This is a genomic window from Streptomyces sp. ASQP_92, from assembly GCF_025399895.1.
Lineage (GTDB): Bacteria > Actinomycetota > Actinomycetes > Streptomycetales > Streptomycetaceae > Streptomyces.
This window is the reverse complement of the sequence record NZ_JAODUA010000002.1, coordinates 414,051-429,101: the sequence shown is the minus strand read 5'-3', so window position 1 is coordinate 429,101 and position 15,051 is coordinate 414,051. Positions and strand designations below refer to the sequence as shown.

The 15,051-nt window shown below is 70.7% G+C and carries 16 protein-coding genes and 2 pseudogenes; 10 read left to right on the top strand and 8 right to left on the bottom strand.

All coding sequences use genetic code 11. The features are described 5' to 3' along the window. Positions 1 to 15 precede the first annotated feature (15 nt). Both N4G70_RS07995 and N4G70_RS07990 read left to right on the top strand, forming a co-directional pair. Positions 16 to 1,198: pseudogene (locus N4G70_RS07995) on the top strand (alanine--tRNA ligase-related protein). A 123-nt stretch (positions 1,199 to 1,321) separates the two neighbouring features. Continuing rightward, a complete protein-coding gene (locus tag N4G70_RS07990) occupies positions 1,322 to 1,942 on the top strand; it encodes an L-threonylcarbamoyladenylate synthase (protein WP_261711771.1) in 621 nt (206 codons plus the stop codon). A gap of 59 nt (positions 1,943 to 2,001) precedes the next feature. Here the strand turns inward: N4G70_RS07990 and N4G70_RS07985 are convergent, their stop codons facing one another. Both N4G70_RS07985 and N4G70_RS07980 read right to left on the bottom strand, forming a co-directional pair. Further along, on the bottom strand, positions 2,002 to 2,220 hold the full coding sequence (locus N4G70_RS07985; RefSeq protein WP_261711770.1) for a ferredoxin: 219 nt from the start codon (positions 2,218 to 2,220) through the stop codon (positions 2,002 to 2,004). A gap of 5 nt (positions 2,221 to 2,225) precedes the next feature. After that, positions 2,226 to 3,428 (bottom strand): cytochrome P450, encoded by a 1,203-nt coding sequence (locus tag N4G70_RS07980; protein WP_261711769.1) that lies wholly within the window; start codon positions 3,426 to 3,428, stop codon positions 2,226 to 2,228. Between the two features lie 110 nt (positions 3,429 to 3,538). Between N4G70_RS07980 and N4G70_RS07975 the strand changes: the two genes are divergently transcribed. Then, positions 3,539 to 4,132: a TetR/AcrR family transcriptional regulator gene (locus tag N4G70_RS07975; protein ID WP_261711768.1), complete on the top strand. Its 594-nt coding sequence runs from the start codon at positions 3,539 to 3,541 to the stop codon at positions 4,130 to 4,132. 53 nt (positions 4,133 to 4,185) lie between these two features. On the opposite strand, the gene N4G70_RS07970 is transcribed toward N4G70_RS07975, so the two are convergent. Beyond that, positions 4,186 to 4,377, bottom strand: a complete 192-nt coding sequence (locus tag N4G70_RS07970) for a ferredoxin (RefSeq protein WP_261711766.1) — start codon at positions 4,375 to 4,377, stop codon at positions 4,186 to 4,188. A gap of 20 nt (positions 4,378 to 4,397) precedes the next feature. Next, positions 4,398 to 5,789, bottom strand: coding sequence for a cytochrome P450 (locus N4G70_RS07965; protein WP_261711765.1), 1,392 nt, complete (start codon positions 5,787 to 5,789; stop codon positions 4,398 to 4,400). 111 nt (positions 5,790 to 5,900) lie between these two features. Between N4G70_RS07965 and N4G70_RS07960 the strand changes: the two genes are divergently transcribed. The 3 genes and pseudogenes from N4G70_RS07960 to N4G70_RS07950 all read left to right on the top strand — a co-directional run. Beyond that, positions 5,901 to 6,596, top strand: a complete 696-nt coding sequence (locus N4G70_RS07960) for a TetR/AcrR family transcriptional regulator (RefSeq protein WP_261711764.1) — start codon at positions 5,901 to 5,903, stop codon at positions 6,594 to 6,596. Between the two features lie 264 nt (positions 6,597 to 6,860). Beyond that, positions 6,861 to 7,712, top strand: coding sequence for a putative RNA methyltransferase (locus N4G70_RS07955; protein ID WP_261711763.1), 852 nt, complete (start codon positions 6,861 to 6,863; stop codon positions 7,710 to 7,712). Beyond that, positions 7,709 to 8,548: pseudogene (locus N4G70_RS07950) on the top strand (IS5 family transposase); the annotation flags it as partial. The gene N4G70_RS07955 and the pseudogene N4G70_RS07950, both read left to right, overlap by 4 nt. 90 nt (positions 8,549 to 8,638) lie before the next feature. Here N4G70_RS07950 and N4G70_RS07945 read toward each other — a convergent pair. Beyond that, positions 8,639 to 9,316 carry a DUF305 domain-containing protein gene (locus N4G70_RS07945; protein WP_261711762.1) on the bottom strand — a complete coding sequence of 226 codons (678 nt, stop codon included), beginning with the start codon at positions 9,314 to 9,316 and terminating at the stop codon, positions 8,639 to 8,641. 94 nt (positions 9,317 to 9,410) lie between these two features. Further along, positions 9,411 to 9,680 carry a hypothetical protein gene (locus N4G70_RS07940; protein ID WP_261711761.1) on the bottom strand — a complete coding sequence of 90 codons (270 nt, stop codon included), beginning with the start codon at positions 9,678 to 9,680 and terminating at the stop codon, positions 9,411 to 9,413. 456 nt (positions 9,681 to 10,136) lie between these two features. Here N4G70_RS07940 and N4G70_RS07935 point away from each other — a divergent pair, with 456 nt between their 5' ends. The 3 genes from N4G70_RS07935 to N4G70_RS07925 all read left to right on the top strand — a co-directional run bounded on the left by N4G70_RS07935 (position 10,137) and on the right by N4G70_RS07925 (position 12,231). Then, positions 10,137 to 11,054, top strand: coding sequence for a MurR/RpiR family transcriptional regulator (locus N4G70_RS07935; RefSeq protein ID WP_261711760.1), 918 nt, complete (start codon positions 10,137 to 10,139; stop codon positions 11,052 to 11,054). A gap of 493 nt (positions 11,055 to 11,547) precedes the next feature. After that, positions 11,548 to 11,943 carry a hypothetical protein gene (locus tag N4G70_RS07930; protein WP_261711759.1) on the top strand — a complete coding sequence of 132 codons (396 nt, stop codon included), beginning with the start codon at positions 11,548 to 11,550 and terminating at the stop codon, positions 11,941 to 11,943. A 111-nt stretch (positions 11,944 to 12,054) separates the two neighbouring features. Next, entirely contained in the window at positions 12,055 to 12,231 is a 177-nt protein-coding gene (locus N4G70_RS07925) for a hypothetical protein (protein WP_261711758.1), read from the top strand. 24 nt (positions 12,232 to 12,255) lie between these two features. Here the strand turns inward: N4G70_RS07925 and N4G70_RS07920 are convergent, their stop codons facing one another. Both N4G70_RS07920 and N4G70_RS07915 read right to left on the bottom strand, forming a co-directional pair. After that, positions 12,256 to 13,245 (bottom strand): aldo/keto reductase, encoded by a 990-nt coding sequence (locus tag N4G70_RS07920; RefSeq protein ID WP_261711756.1) that lies wholly within the window; start codon positions 13,243 to 13,245, stop codon positions 12,256 to 12,258. 118 nt (positions 13,246 to 13,363) lie between these two features. Further along, positions 13,364 to 13,951, bottom strand: a complete 588-nt coding sequence (locus tag N4G70_RS07915; protein WP_261711755.1) for a flavodoxin family protein — start codon at positions 13,949 to 13,951, stop codon at positions 13,364 to 13,366. 190 nt (positions 13,952 to 14,141) lie between these two features. Between N4G70_RS07915 and N4G70_RS07910 the strand changes: the two genes are divergently transcribed. Further along, entirely contained in the window at positions 14,142 to 14,870 is a 729-nt protein-coding gene (locus tag N4G70_RS07910; protein ID WP_261711754.1) for a TetR/AcrR family transcriptional regulator, read from the top strand. Positions 14,871 to 15,051 lie beyond the last annotated feature (181 nt).

Sequence of the window (15,051 nt, the reverse complement as noted above, 5' to 3'; positions counted from 1 at the left end):
AAAGGATCCGCAGTCATGAAGAGCGAATACGTCGTCCGCACCTTCGTCGAGTACTTCGAGGAGCGCGAGCACCGGCGCATCACCGGCTCGTCGCTGCTGTCGCCGCCCGGCGACCCCGTCCTGTTCACCACCTCGGGCATGCATCCCCTCACCCCGTATCTGGAAGGACGCCCGCATCCACTCGGCCGGCGCCTGGTGAACGTCCAGCGCTGTCTGCGCACCACCGACCTGGACGAGGTCGGTGACGACAGCCATCTGACGGTCTTCGAGATGCTCGGCACCTGGTCGCTCGGCGACTACGGCAGCTCGCACAGTCTGCGCTGGGGATACGACCTGCTGGTCGAGGGCTTCGGTGTCGATCCCGGAGTGCTGTACGCCACGGTCTTCGGCGGCGACGAACACTCGGGCCCGGACACAGAGTCCCTGCGGACCTGGCAGCACCTCGGGGTGCCGGTCGAGCCGACCACCGAGGAGAACTGGTGGTCCAACGGCCCCACCGGCCCCTGCGGCCCGGATTCGGAGATCTTCGTCTGGACCGGTGACACACCGCCGCACTCCACGCCGACGCGACGAGCGCTGGGTGGAGGTGTGGAACCACGTGATGATGCGCTACCGGCGTGGCGACGACGGCACCCTCACCCCGCTGCCCCGGCCCAACATCGACACCGGCCTCGGCATGGAACGGCTCGCCGCCGTCCTCCAGGGCAAGCGATCGGTCTTCGAGACCGATCTGTTCGAACCGTGGATGCGCGGCGTGCCGTCGCTGTGGCGCCTTGACGAGCAGTCCCTGCGCCTGGTCTGCGACCATCTGCGCTCCGCCGTCGTCGTGATCGGCGACGGGGTGCTGCCTTCCAACACGGGGCGCGGATACGTCCTGCGGCGCCTCGTGCGGCGGGTGCTCACCGCTCTGTGGCGGACCGACCCGTCCCGCACGCTCGGCGATCTGCCCGAGGAACTGATCGAGCACACCCGGGACCACTTCGGCCAGCGCGGGCAGGGGGCCGGGATCCGTGACGTACTCCTCGACGAGGAACGGCGCTTCGGCCGGCTCCTGGAACGGGGGCGCCGCGTGCTGTCCCAGCCGCGCTTCCAGGGGCAGCTGGACGAAGGCGACCTCGGCTACCTCCACGACACCCACGGGCTGCCCCGCGATCTCGTGCTGGGGCTGCGCGCCGACGGGTCGGGGGCCCCGTCCTGAAAGCCCGACCACGGGCCGGCGCAGCGCCCACCGGACGCTCGCCGGCCCGTGGTCCGGGCTCGCGCGGACTCCCCGCAACGGCCGGAACCGACCTACCGCAGGCACGGACCTTAGACTCGGCGGATGGCTAAGTACTTCGACGTGCACCCCGAGAACCCTCAGCGGCGCACCATCAGCAGCGTGGCCGACAGCATCCGCTCCGGGGCGCTCGTGGCATATCCGACCGACTCCTGCTACGCGCTCGGGTGCCAGCTCGGCAGCCGTGACGGCATCAACCGGATCCGGTCGATCCGCGAACTCGACGACCGCCACCACTTCACCCTGGTGTGCGAGAACTTCGCGCAACTGGGCCAGTTCGTACAGATCGACAACGATGTGTTCCGCGCCATCAAGGCGGCCACGCCCGGCAGTTACACCTTCATTCTGCCCGCCACCCGTGAGGTGCCCAGGCAGCTGCTGCACCCGAAGAAGAAGACGGTCGGCGTGCGCATCCCGGATCACGCCGTGGTGCAGGCCCTGCTCGCCGAGCTCGGGGAACCGCTGCTCTCCAGCACTCTGCTGCTGCCCGACGAGGCCGAGCCGATGACCCAGGGCTGGGAGATCAAGGAGCGCCTCGACCACGTGGTGGACGCCGTACTGGACTCCGGGGATTGCGGCACCGAACCGACCACCGTCATCGACTTCTCGGGCGGCGAGCTGGAGATCGTACGCCGGGGGGCGGGCGACACCTCGCGCTTCGAGTAGCGCCCGTCCCCCTGCCCCGGCGCTCGCAGGGTGACGCCAGGAGTCGGGTGCCGGGTGCCTCAGTCGCGGCGGGGGCCGATGACACCGTTCGCGTCATGCACGGTGATCGCCTGGGCGGGGCAGGCGTCCGCGATGTCCAGGAGGCGCTCGTCCGGTCCGAGCGTGTCCACGAGCACCCGGGCGTGCTCGGTGTCGAGCGCGAACACCTCGGGGGCGGCCCCGGCACACATGCCCGAGGCCAGACACAGACTCGGGTCCACCCGTACGGTCCAGGTCATGGCGCTCACCACGCGACCGGCATGACGCGCGGGCCACGGACCAGCATCTCGGACTTCCAGGTGATGTCTCCGGCCGGCCTCAGGCCGGGGAAGCGGGCGATGAGCGCGTTCAGCGCCTCCTGGAGTTCCAGCCGGGCCAGCGGGGCGCCCAGACAGTGGTGGACGCCATGGCCGAAACCGAGGTGCTGGTTGCCTTCACGGGCGATGTCGAGCACGCCGGGGGCGGTGAAGCGCAGCGCGTCGCGGTTGGCGGCGCCGGTCGCGACCAGGACCGGGGTACCGGCCGTGACCAGGGTGCCGCCCACCTCGACGTCCTCGGTGGCGTACCGCGCCTGGCCCGCCCCACTGCCCAGCGGCACGAAGCGCAGCAGTTCCTCCACCGCGCTCGCGACGAGTTCCGGGTGTGCCCGGAGCCGGGCGAGCTGATCGGGGTGGTCGAGGAGGGTGAGGGTGAAGTTGGGGATCTGCGATGCGGTGGTCTCGTGCCCGGCCACCAGGACCGCCACGCACAGGTCGACGAGTTCGAGCTCGGTGAGGCGGTCGCCGCCGTCACGGGCCTCGATGAGCGCGGTCATCAGGTCGTCCTGCGGATCCTGACGGTGCAGGGCGATCAACTCGCCCATGTAGGCGCGCAGTTCCTCGCGGTTGGCCTCGAACTCGGCGGCCGTCAGCGAGCTCGTGGACAGCGCGGCGTCGCTCCACACACGGAAGCGCGGCCGGTCCTCGGCGGGCACCCCGAGCAGTCGGCAGATCACCGCGACCGGCAGGGGCAGCGCATAGGCGTCCACCAGGTCGGCGGGCGGGCCCGCCGCCTCCATGGCGTCGAGCAGGCTCGCGGTGAGCTCGCGGACCTGCGGGCGCAGCTTCTCCACCTGACGGACGGTGAACGCCCGCGCCACCAGGGAGCGCAGCCGGGTGTGGTCCGGCGGATCCATGCCGAGGATCCCGCTGTCGGCGCGCCCCTCGGACTGCCGCGGCTCGTCGTGCTGGGCGCCCGCCGCCCGGCTGAAGCGCTGGTCACCGAGGACGAACCGGGCGTCCGCATAGCGGGTGACCAGCCAGGCCGGCTCACCGTAGGGGAGTTGGACGCGTAACAGGCCCGGCAGTTCGCGTACGCGCTCGTACGCGTCGGCGAGCCGGAGTCCGTCGGAGGTGTTGAAGGGATAGCTGAGGGGGGTGGTGCTGGTGTCGGTATCGGCTGTCGTCACTGCGGCCTCCCGGATGTAAGCAGCTGCTTACAACGGTAGGGACGCCCCCCGGAGCGGTCAACGGCGCATTGTGGCCGTTATCCTGACGGGCCGTCTGAGAGGACCGACCCATGCCAGAAGACTCCGAATCGTCCGCCGGCGAGCGCCGCCGCGATGCCGGAGCCACCCGTCGGCGGCTGCTCGAAGCGGCGCGGGACCTGTTCGCGGAACGCGGCTACGAAGGGACGACGGTCCGCGAGATCGCCGAGCGGGCGGGGGTCAACCAGGCGTTGCTGTTCCGGTACTTCGGGTCCAAGCAGGGCCTGCTGACGGAGGTCGTGGCGCAGGGTGGCCTGGAGCGCTTTCGGGCCACACCGCCCGAGGAGCTCTTCGAGACCGCGCTCCGCTCGATGCTGACCAGCAGCGCGGAGGGCACGGACCGGACCCTGGAGGTCTACCTGCGCTCCATAGGACGCGGCGACGAGGCGACCGGGACCCTGCGCGAGCTGGGCGAGCGGTATCAGAGCGCCCTGGCCGCGCTCTCCGGGGCCAAGGACGGCGCGCTCCGCGCTGACCTGGCCATGGCCTGGCTGCTCGGCATCGGGCTCATGCGCACCGTCGTGGCGCGCGAGCCGCTGGCCAGCGCGGACCCGGACACCGTCTGCCGCCTGGTGGTGGGCACGCTCGACCACCTGTGGTCCACGCCGGAGCAAGAGGCGCGATAGGGGTCAACGAGCCATGGGGCACGGCTGGTTGATGACCTGTCTCGGTCCGGGGGTTACTCCGCGATCCGTACGGCGCCGGACGGGCAGAGGCCGCCGGCCTGGCGGGCGGCCGGCCGCTGGGACGGCTCGGGCTCGGGCGTGAGCACGTCGACGACGCCGTCGTCGTCCTGGTCGAAGACACCGGGCGCGGTCAGCGCGCACAAGCCGGCCCCGACGCAGACGTCACGGTCGGCGGACACCCGCATGGGTCCCCCCTTCTGACCGGTCACCACGTGACCGGAAGTTCGTTGACGCCCTGGATCGTCGTGCCGGGACGCAGGGTGAGCCGCTCCACGGGGACGGCCAGACGCAAGGTCGGAATACGGTCGAACAGGGCGGTGAGGATGACTTCGAGTTCCAGGCGGGCCAGGTTCTGACCCAGGCACTGGTGCACCCCGAAGCCGAAGGACAGGTGGTGGCGCGCCGTGCGGTGCACGTCGAAGGCGTCCGGGTTCCCGAAGACCGAACCGTCCCGATTGGCAAGGGAGTTGACGACCAGTACGCCCTCGCCCGCGCGGATGAGATGTCCGTCGATCTCGATGTCCGCCGTGGCCACGCGGCCGCCCGCGATGTCGGCGATCGCGAGGTAGCGCAACAGTTCCTCGACGGCGTTGGGCACCAGGGCCGGGTCGGCCCGCAGGGCCGCGTGCTGGTCGGGGTGTTCCAGGAGGGTGATCACGCTGAGCGAGGTCATCGAGGCCGTGGTCTCATGGCCGGCGACGAGCAACAGCAGCGCCGTCGAGACCAGTTCCTCCCGGTCGATCTCTCCCGCGGCCAACTGCCGTGTCACCAGACCGTTCAGGAGGCCTGACCCCGGCTCCGTCCGCATCCTCGTGATCAGGCCGTCGAGGTAGTCGTTGAGGTCGTCGCGCGCGGCGATCGCGGTGCCGGCGTCCGCCGACTGCACCAACCGCCTGCTCGCATCCTGGAAGAAGGCGTGGTCGGCGTACGGCACGCCGAGCAGTTCGCAGATCACCATGGAGGGAACGGGCAGGGCGAACTGGGCGACGAGGTCGGCGGGCGGGCCACCGGCGAGCATATCGTCGATGAAGCCGTGCACGATGCGCTCGATGTCCGGGCGCATGCTCTTGACGCGCTTCACGGTGAACTCGCCGATCGTCATGCGCCGACGGGTGCCGTGCTCGGGCGGGTCCATGCCGATGAACGCGGGACGTCCACCGCGGAAGGCCTTGAACCGGGGTGCGGTGGCCGGGAAGTGGTCATGGGTGCGGTCGGAGGACAGCCTGGGGTCGGCGAGTAATTTGCGCGCGGCCTCGTGCTTGGTCACCACCCAAGCCCGTCGCCCGTCGAAGAGGGTGACGGGGCTCAGCGAGTCGGGGATGTCGCGCAACTGCCCGTAAGAGTCCGGCAGTTGGTAGGGGCAGGTCCGATCGTCCGGAAAGGCGGGAGCCTCGCCCGTCTGCAACGTTGCGGCCGTGCCGTCCGTGTCGGCCGCGGGGGTCGCGGATGCCGTGGATGTTGCGGATGCCGCGGGGGGCGTACTGGTCGCCCCAGCCGTATCGGTGGCGCCGAGAGCGTCGGTGGGGGTGGTCGTGGTGCCGGTGGGGGTGGTCGTGGTGCCGGTGGAGCTGGTTGTGGCGTCGGTCGTGTTGGTCATCGAATCCCTCGAAACCTCAGACATAAAGAACGGACTGTTCTCTAATCGGGAGGCTAGGCTGCGTCCTTGGAGAACGCAACGGCCCCTATCGGACACACCCGGGAGGCATGGGTGCCCAGCAGCACCGGCCCGGCCACCGAACCGCCCCTTGACCACCGCAAAGGCCCGAGGCGCCGTGGCGAGGAGCTGGAAAGCGCCATTCTGCGGGCCACCCTGGATGAGCTCACCGAGGTGGGCTACTCCGCGCTGACCATGGAGCGGGTGGCCGGCCGGGCCCGTACCGGCAAGGCCGCCGTCTACCGCCGCTGGCCGAGCCGGGCCCAACTGGTGCTGGACGCCTGCAAGTTGGGTGACTTGTCCGGCGCCGAACTGCCCGACACCGGTCGGCTGCGCGGCGACGCGCTGGCCCTGCTGCGGCACATGGCGGCCATCATGGCCAGCCCGCTCGGTGACATCATGCGCGGGCTCCTCGGGGAGATGTCCCGCGATCCCGAACTGGCCGAGCTGATCCGGGAGCGGGTCCACGCCGTCCGTCCCTCGACGGTCCACGTCATCCTGGAACGGGCCGTCGAGCGCGGGGAGATCGAGCCGTGGGTCCTCACGTCGCGCCGGGCCACGGTGGCGACGGACCTGCTGCGCAATCAGTTCCTGCTGTTCGGTGCGCCCGTGGCGGACGACGTCATCGTGGACATCGTCGACGACGTCTACCTGCCCCTCATCCTGAGCCCGGCCCCGGCCCCCGCCCGTGACCCGAACCCGGAACCGGCGCCGCCGGGCCGCTCCGACCAACACCCTTGTTCCGACTAGGCCGCGTCTCTCAACTCTCGGGCATGGAGGCATGAAGGGCTTCACCGTGCTCGTAGACTTATGACGTGGCATTTATGAGCACCCCGCACTGCTGCTTCCTGTGATCGGAAGGCGCTGAGGGCGATGCCGGACGGCGTCGCCCTCCTTGGTGTGCCTGCGGCGTGAACCACGTCCCGATGCTGCCCGTTCCTTCCTGAGGCAGCGACGTTTCGAGCGCGCGTGCAGGCACGGTCTCTTCCCTTCACCCCTTGCCTGGAGTGCCTCGTGCCCGTGTCGCTTCCCCCTGCCCTTGATCTGTCTCTCGACCTGCTGCGTTGCCCGACGTGCCGTACGCGCCGCCTGCACCCCGACGACGGTGCACTGCGTTGCCCGGTGGGCCATACCTTCGACATCGCCCGGCACGGCTATGCCAGTTTGCTGACGGGCACCCGTGCCACCAGCGGCGACGACGCGGCCATGGTCCAGGCCCGGGACCGTTTTCTGTCCACCGGCGCCTACGCGCCCATCCGGGAAGTCGCCGCCCGCCTGGCGACCGATGCCGTGTCCGAGCAGGGCACGGTGGTGGATGTGGGGTGCGGCACGGGCTACTACCTGGCCGGCGTACTCGACCAGCTGCCTGGCGCCCGTGGTCTGGGGCTGGAGACATCGGTGCGCGCGCTGCGCTTGGCAGCCCGTGCCCACGACCGAGCCGCCGCAGTGGCCTGGGACGTGTTCCGCCCCTTCCCGCTGGCCGACGGGGCGGCCGATGTCGTGCTGGACGTGTTCGCCCCACGCAACCCGGCCGAGTTCCACCGGGTGCTGCGCCCGACCGGCCAGCTGATTGTGGTCCGGCCCACCGGTCGGCACCTGGCCGAGCTGCGCGGTCAGGTGCCTGCGATGGTCACGATCGACCCGGCCAAGGAACAGCGCCTCCACCGGGCGCTCAACCCTTTCTTCGAGGCCGCCGTTACTGAACGGGTGGAGTACCCCGCACCCCTGACCAGGCTGGATGCCCTGGACCTGGTAGCAATGACACCAAGCGCACGCCACGTGAGCCGTGCAGATCTGAACGACGGCGGCCTCCTGCCCGATCAGGTCACCGTCTCCGTACTGGCCACCGCCTACCAGCCTCGGTGACCACGAGCGGGCGCACGCGCCTGCTGACCGATGAGCAATGGGCACGCCTGGCGTCCTGCCTTCCTCACAGCACGGGGAAGGCAGGACGCCCGTTCGCCGACCACCGTCGCATCATCGAAGGAATCATCTACCGATACCGCACCGGCATTCCCTGGAGAGATCTGCCCCGCGAAGCATTCGGTCCCTGGCAGACAGTATGGAAGCGCCATCGCAGGTGGGCGGCCGACGGCACCTGGGATACGGTTCTGGCCCAGCTGACAGCCCAGGCGGACTCGGCCAACGGGATCGACTGGACGGTCTCAGTCGACCCGACGATCAACCGCGCCCATCAGCACGCCACGAACACGGCCCGGCCCGGCCCGGCCCGGCCAGAGAAGGACACCGGCGCCGCCACTCGCCGCAGCAAGAGCGAAGCTCCTGCGACCGGGGGCGAGCCGGCCGGACACGCCATAGGCCGATCCCGCGGCGGCCTGACGACCAAGATTCATCGCGCCGTGGACGGCCACGGCCGCCCACTGGCCGTCGTAGTCACCCCCGGCCAGGTCCACGACGCGCAGGTCCTCCCTTTCCTGCTGGGCGACATCCGAGTCCCGCGACTTGGCCCTGGCAGGCCGCGCACCGCACCGGACGCACTGCTCGCAGACAAGGCGTATTCCTCCAAGCAGGTCCGCGAAGACCTCGCGGACCGTGGCATCCGCACGGTGATTCCCGAGCGTGCCGATCAGCAGGCCAACCGCAAGAGGAAGGGCCGCAGCGGTGGACGGCCCCGGACTCTGGACACCGAGACCTACAAGCGCAGGAACGTCGTGGAACGATCGTTCAGCCTGCTCAAACAGTGATGACGCACCCGGGCCGCTTTCGTAGGCCCTGTCCGGAGGCAGGGCCCGGCGGCCGAAGCCGGTCGCCGGGCCCCGTCGTGATTCCGGTCAGCGCAGCCGGTCGACGATCTTGTTCATCTGCTCGATCTCGGCGTTCTGTGCAGCGATGACGTTCCCGGCGAGCTTCTTCGCCTCGGCGTTGGCGCCGTTCTTCTGCTCGTCCTTGGCCATGGTGACCGCGCCCTGGTGGTGGCCGATCATCAACTGGGCGAACTTCCTGTCGAACTCCTTGCCCTTGGCGGCCTTGAGGGCGCTCATGTCCTGGTCGGACATCATCCCGGCCATGCCGGACGCACCGTGGTGCATCCCCGGCATGTCCCCCATCGACGAGGAGGCCGAAGGCAGCGGCTTGCCCCAGGACTTGAGCCAGCCCCGCATCGTGGCGATCTCCGGGTCCTGGGCCTTCTCGATGGCGGTGGCCAGGTTCTTGACCTCGGAATCGGCGGCCCGGCCGTCGGCGAGCCGGGCCATTTCGATGGCCTGCTGGTGGTGCGGGACCATCTGCTGAGCGAACGCCACATCGGCGTCGTTGAACGTCCCGGTGGCGGACGGAGCGCCCGAGGACGCGACGCTGCTCGCGCCGTGGTTCATGTCGGGGGTGGACGGGTCGTCGGACCGGGACCCGCCGGAGGAACCGCAGGCCGCCAATGTGAGAGTGAGGGCGACGGCGGTGCCGACGGCCGCGAGGGAGCGGCGGCGGGCAGCGGCAGTGTGGGCAACAGACATGTGTGGGTTCTTTCCATGGGGCACGCCCATGCCGGGCGCGCGCGAGCGGGTGGGCACTTCGCCGACCGGGCCGGGGGCCGGGCCGGGGCGCCTGTCACGTCCGCGCGACGCACACCTCAAAGAGCAGCCGTCTACCGGCGCGAGGGGGCCCGCGCCGTGCCACAGCGAACAGAGCCGTACGACGACCCGCGAGCCCCCGGACGACGACCACCAGGCCGAGCACGGCCCACAGCCCCGCCGCGGCCAGCGGCAGGCGGTCACGAGCGGGGGTGGACACACACAATTCGCCACCCATGGAGGAGGCGACCGGGCCGGCGTGCACCGCGCCCCGCTCACTCCACATATCGGCATGACCCATGGTCATGGGCGCGCTCATGGGTTGCGCGACCGCCATCTCACCGTGGCAGCCCGCAGCGGCGCTCGCCGGAGCGCCATGCATGGAGAAGAGTCCGAACAGGACGGCACACAGCACGAGGAGACGGGAGAGTCCCGCCGCCCCACACGTCCGCCTGCGGTCCACGGTCTGCCCCGGCCTTCCTCTCACGCGCACGGCCCGGACGGTCCGTACGGCTCGGACGCCCCGGACGACCTCTGCGCCCACGCCCGGTTCGGGCCCGACCATACCCCCACCGGGTTTGTTATGTGCGGCCGCGCCCCGGCATGGCGAGCCCGCGCCGCTCGTCCCGCACGACGGTTCGCACCGCGCTTCCGCGCCCCCGCACCCTGCTGAAGTAGCCAGGTCAGTGGTGGAATTTGGGCCGGTCCGCCACAAGGGTGAGCTATGTTTTGAGCACACATGGCACGAGAAGGAGGCCGTCCGGTGTCTTCGGGGCAGCAGGTGCGCGCCCAGTCGGCCGCGATCACGCCGAGCGGAGAGCCCTCGGACCACGAGCGCGCGCCGGCCGACCGGGTCCGGGCGCTGTTCGACGGTCATCGCCTCTCCCCCGGGCAGCGGCGGATCGCCCAGTACCTCATCGATCACCTCACCGATGCCGTCTTCCTCTCGATCACCGAGCTCGCGGAACGGGTGGGCGTCAGCCAGCCGTCGGTGACCCGGTTCGCCACCTCTCTCGGCTACAGCGGCTATCCCGCGCTGCGTGACGTGCTCCAGCCGATCGCCCTGAGCGCGGTCGCGGTCACGCCCGAGGGGCGCGAGGAGAGCCGCCACAACGAGCTCCAGGCGGCGGTGGACGCCGAGATCGAGAACCTGGAACATGTGCGCCGGCTGGTCGCCAACACCACGCAAGTCCTGGAGATCGGCCGCGAGCTGGCCGGTTCGGTGCCGCTGACCGTCCTCGGACTGCGGATCTCCGTCTCCCTCGCGGAGTACTTCGCGTACGCGGCCCGGCGCATCCACCCCGATGTGCGTCTGGTGACGCGGGGCGGCAGCGTCGCCTATGACGCGCTGCTCCAGTCCCGTTCGGCGGGCGGCACCTGGGTGCTGGCCTTCGCCATGCCCCGGCACGCCAAGGAGACGCTGGCCGCGATGCGGACCGCGCGCAGCGCCGGGCTCCGGATCGCGCTGATCACGGACACCACGCTCGGCCCGCTCGTCGACGAGGCCGATGTGGCGCTGGCGGCGGGCACCGGGTCACGCCTGGTGTTCGACTCGTACGCGGCGCCGGGCGTCCTGGCCGCCGCCCTGCTCCAGGCCATGGCCGACGCGGATCCCGAGCGGACCCAGGCGCGGCTGGAGGAGTACGAGCAGGCCGCCGACAAGCACGGCTTCTTCCTCTAGCTCTTCCGCCGACGCTCCCGGCAGGCCTTTCTCCGGAGTGCGGCTTCAGACGCCGACGCGGCGCTCCCCCTCCGGGAGCCTCGTGGGGCGGCCGGGCACTCTCGGTCCCGCCACCCCCTCTGACCAGCCCTTGAAGGGGACGGGCGGCTTTTCCGTTTCTTCCGTGGGGGCCGGATTCGTCCGGCCGACCGCGCGAGATCTTCACACGGTAACGGCGTATGAATTTTTTCATACCCTTGTTTACTCAACGGTATATATGTTTACTGAGCCGAGGCGGCCATCGATCTCCCCCCTGCCAAGGAGAGCGACCCCAGTCCCTCCGAGAACGGACCGCCGGCGTGGCGCCCCCCTCCTCACGTCGCGCCGGCTGTCCGATCCAGGCTGTTGGATCCGGTGGTACGCCCATGGCGGCCTCGGCTAACCCCTGAGCCGGGGCCGCCCCCACCTCTCGGTCAAAGTTCGACAACCATCGGAAGCGACGAGAATGTCCCCTATGGCCCCCACCACCACGCTCAGCCCGGACTGGCCCTGCCAGGTCAAGCCGCCCGGGACTCGTGATTGGGAGCGCACCGCCACCCGTTGGCTGCGCGACCTGCTGCCGGCCCGCTACGCCGGCTATTCACCCCTGGTCCGGCACCACGTCCTCCTGGCCCGGCACGCACAGATCCAGGTGCAGCACGAGATCCGCGCCGTGCGCGTCGCCCTCCAGACCAGCCGCGCCGAACTGCCTCCCCTGGGCGTGGCACCGGCCGTCATCGAGAACACCATCAGGATGTACGCGATGGAACTTGAACAACTCGGCCGGCTGGCCCGCGGGATCCGCCTCATCATGGACGCCCTGACCGACGACGGCCCGACCCCGCGCAGGACCCCCGTGCAGCGAAGGTGACGCCGCGTGGCCCATGTGGCGGGCCCACATGGGCCGGAATGCGATCTGCCGGGGGGCGTGCGAGCGTGGAAGTGGCTCAACCTCCGACCTGCCCAGCAGGGGGCGACCACGATGAGCAAGAAACAGACCCGCCAGAACCGGGGAGCGCGCACCGGCGGCCACGACCGCAGCGCCACCCCCGAGGCCACGGACCAGGCGAAGACCTCGACGCCGCAGACCACGTCACCATCGGCACACCCGACGCCGGAGGTCTCGCACAAGCGGTCACCGAAGTTCGGCCACAACTAGGGCGCCCATGGTGGCGCCGCGCCCTCAGATCCACGTCGGCACGTGCCCCTCGGTGTAGCGGGCGCCGAAGCCGCCGCGGGGCAGTATCTCGTCGATGGCCTCCAGGTCGGCACCGGTGAGGGCGAGGTCGGCGCTGCCGACGTTCTCCTCGATGCGCTGCGGACTGCGGCTGCCGGGGATCGGCACGATGTGCCCGCCCCGCGCCAGGAGCCAGGCCAGAGCCAGTTGGGCCACGGTGGCGCCCTTGGCCGCCGCGAGTTCGGCGAGCCGGCCCACGGCTTCGGCGTTGCGCTCGAAGTTGCCCGGATGCCAGCGCGGGTCGGTGTTGCGCACGTCGGCGGCTCCGTACCGGCCGGCGGGCTCAGCGGTGCCGGTGATGAACCCGCGGCCGAGCGGGGAGTAGGCGACGAAGCCGATGCCGAGCTCGTCCAGGACGGGCAGGACCTGCTCGACGTCCCGCTCGAACAGGGAGTAGTCGGTCTGCAGGACGGAGACCGGCTGCACGGCGTGCGCCCTGCGGATCGTCTCGGGTCCGGCCTCGCTGAGGCCGAAGTACCTCACCTTGCCCGCTTCGATCAGCTCCTTGACGGTGCCCGCGACCTCCTCGACGGGCACCTCGGGATCGACGCGGTGCTGGTAAAGGATGTCGACGTGGTCCACGCCGAGGTGGCGCAGGCTGATGTCGGCGGCCCTGCGGATGCTGTCGGGCCTACTGTCGAGGGCCTTGCCGATCCGCTCCGCGGGCACCGACACGTCGACGCCGAACTTGGTCGCCAGGACCACGTCGTCGCGGAAGCCCTTGACCACCCTGCCGACCAGGGCCTCGTTGGATCCGGTGCCCAGGCCGTACATCTCGGCGGTGTCGAAGAGGGTGACGCCCAGTTCGTACGCGCGACGCAGGGCGGCGATGCCGGTCCCCTCGTCGGCAGACCCGTAGGCCATCGTCAGGCCCATCGCCCCGTAGCCGATCGCCGAGACCTCCAGGCCCTGGCTTCCCAGTGTCCGGTGTTGCACGAAGTACTCCTCGGGGAGGACCGGTGCCGCCCCGCCGACGGGCGCCCGTCGAAGGGCGGCCCAGGTGCCGGCGGGGTGCACCGGGTGTGGTGTGGGTGGTTGCGGACGGGCCGCGGCGTCAGCGCGCCGCGGCCGCCAGGCCGGCGCGGTGGATGCGGGTGTGCTCGGCGACGCGTCGGCCGAGGTGGCGGGCGGTGCTCAGGTCCGCGTCGTGGACGGCGGGCGTGTCGTTGAAGCTCTGCGCCCCGGCACCGAGGTAGAAGCCGAGGCGGTTGTCGTCCTGGGGGCCGGAGGTGGTGGTGTTCCACCCCGGCAGGAGGTTCAGGCTCACCCAGAGCATTCCGTGCTGGGCGGCCAGGAGCGAGAGGTACTGCAGGGTGTGCAGCTTGTCGCCGCTCATGGAACCGGAGTTGGTGAATCCCGCCGCGAGTTTGTCGCTCCAGGCGCGGGTGCTCCACCGCTTGCTGGTGGCCTCGGCGAAGGCGTGGAACGCCCCCGAGGCGGTGCCCATGTAGGTGGGGGTGCCGAAGACGATGGCGTCCGCGGCGTCCATCAGCTCCCAGTCGGCGTCGCCGAGGGAGGCGACGTCCACCTGGTGGACCTGTGCCCCGGCGAGGGAGCGCGCGCCGTCGGCCACGGCCGCGGCGAGTTGTGCGGTGTGGCCGTAGCCGGAGTGCGACGCGATGACGATCGAGATGTCGGACATGGGTGTGCCTCTCCTGCCGCGACGGCGGCCTGTTCGATGGAAGTGCCGGTGGACGGCGCACCGCCCGGGCGGGCCCGGCGCACGCCGGACCGTGCGGGCCGGTATCGCTCACCGTCGGCTGGATCGCCGTTCCGGGTAAAACCGTAGCACCGTTAAGTCGCTGATCCGCAAGATGCGATATCGTCGTTCCATGAATGAGGGACGACGCGACGCGCGACGCCAGGTATTGGAGGTGGCCGCCGAGCTCCTGGAGCAGGGCGGCAGCGGGGCGGTCTCCACCCGCGCCGTCGCCGCGGCCGCGGGCATCACGGCCCCGGCGCTGTACCGGATGTTCGAAGACAAGGACGGGCTCCTGGCCGAGCTGGCCGCCTACGGGTTCGAGACCTATCTGGCCGAGAAGCGGGAGGCGTTGGCGCTGACCCCTGACGACCCGGTCGCCGACCTCCACCGCGGCTGGGACCTGCATGTCGACTTCGGGCTGCGGCACCCCGCGTTCTACGTGCTCATGTACGGCACCGTGCACCCTGGGCGTCGGCCCCCCGCCGCGGACGAGGCGCACGCCCTGCTGGTGGACCTGCTGAGCCGGACGGCCGACGCGGGACGCCTGCGGATCCCGGTGACCCGGGCGGCCCGCGTCATCCACGCGGCGACCACCGGGGCCACGCTGGCGCTGATCGGCGAAGAGCCCTCGCACCAGGACCTGGCCGTCTCCACCCGGCTGCGGGACACCGTCATCGCCTCCGTCACCACCGACGCCCCCGCTCCGTCCGGTCCGGACCTGGCCTCGCGCGCGCTCGCCCTCGACGCCGCGCTCCACGCGGCGCTCGCCGCCGGCCCCTCGGCCGCGAACCCCGGAGTGCCTCTGCGGGAGACGGAGGCGGCCCTGCTGCGCGAATGGCTGCAGCGACTGGCCGACTAGGGGACCTGCCCGGTCGATCAGGCCTGGAGCTGCTGGAGCGTACTCCCGCGCATGAGATCTTCAGGTCACTTCCGTGGGCCTTCGCAGCTCCTGGCCACTGATTCAGCATTGTTGTGGGGAGCCGACACATGTGCGGCGACCCCGTTCCCCAACTGCCCGCTCTGTGCGGGCAGTTGGGGTT